The following is a 1,158-nucleotide window of genomic DNA, read 5'->3' as shown; positions in this document are numbered from 1 at the left end:
TCGAGACCGGGAGCGCCCGCGAACGACCCACCCTGGCTGCGGCCGCAACCAGAAACGAGTACTGATGGCGAAGCTCTACTTCCGCTACGGAGCGATGAACAGCGGCAAGAGCACCTCTATGCTCCAGGCCGCCTACAACTACGAGGAGCGGGGGCACCAGGTGCTGCTCGCCAAGCCGTCCGTTGACACGAAGGGTGACCGCGGTATCCTCTCCAGGCTCGGCGTCACCCGCGCAGTCGACTATCTGCTGACGCCGGATACGGATGCCCTCGCCACTTTCCAACTGCACCGCGCGCAGGTGCTCGCCCAAACCGGGCTCGACGTGAGCGCTCTGCTGCTCGATGAGGCACAGTTTCTCACCGAGACGCAGGTGGATGACCTGCTGCGCATCGCCATCCTGGAGAATGTCCCCGTGCTCGCGTATGGCATTCGAACGGACTTCCAGACCGTCGCCTTTCCCGGCAGTCGGCGATTGCTTGAGGTGTCTCACAGCCTCGAAGAGCTCAAGACGATTTGCCGGTGTGGGCGTAAGGCGGTGTTCAACGGGCGCAAGGTCGACGGCGTCTATGTCTTCGACGGCGATCAGGTCGCGATCGACGAAGCGGAGGTGACGTACGAATCGCTGTGCGGTTCGTGCTATCTCGAAGAAAGTGGCGGCGTTCTCAACACGCGAAGCCGATCCTGAGCGCCTCGTGTCGGTGCGATGGCGGATGGAAACCATAGGTGAGGCACCCGCAAGCTCCTGTTCGGAAGTCGCGAATGCCTCAACACCCCCGGTACCCCCGTTATGTTCCCCAGGCTCAACTGTAGGTACACCCCCAGTAATGCGGTAGCCGTTACTTCCATCGGCCCCCATATTGAGTGGCACCACCGTGCTTTTATGCAGTTTTTCCCCCTGTGCGATACGTTTATGGGCCAAGGGTCACGATTTCGCCACGTCGGACTGCGACAGGGCTTGTGGATACACGTACCGGTCTGTCCCCCTATTAGGGTTGTGAGCATGTACCGCTACAGAGTGGCGCTTATTGATGATCATGAAATCGTCGCACGCGGTTTCGCTGAACTGTTTTCGACCATCGGCAATATTCACGTTGTCGGCACGGTAGCGACTGTGACCGAGCTTCTGGATGCAACGCCCCCGGACGAGAAGATCGACCT

At 60.2% G+C, this 1,158-nt stretch carries 1 protein-coding gene; it reads left to right on the top strand.

What is annotated here, in order from left to right; translation table 11 throughout:
• The first annotated feature begins 64 nt into the window (after positions 1 to 64).
• Complete coding sequence (locus JF66_RS18645) at positions 65 to 685, top strand: thymidine kinase (protein ID WP_035879730.1); 621 nt, start codon at positions 65 to 67, stop codon at positions 683 to 685.
• Positions 686 to 1,158 lie beyond the last annotated feature (473 nt).

Source organism: Cryobacterium sp. MLB-32, assembly GCF_000738085.1.
Taxonomy (GTDB): domain Bacteria; phylum Actinomycetota; class Actinomycetes; order Actinomycetales; family Microbacteriaceae; genus Cryobacterium.
The sequence above is the reverse complement of the archived record's forward strand: the minus strand, read 5'-3'. Positions and strand labels throughout refer to the sequence as shown.

Excerpts from the sequence above, each read along its gene's own strand:
- JF66_RS18645 (WP_035879730.1), top strand. The coding sequence starts at position 65 with ATGGCGAAGCTCTACTTCCGCTACGGAGCGATGAACAGCGGCAAGAGC.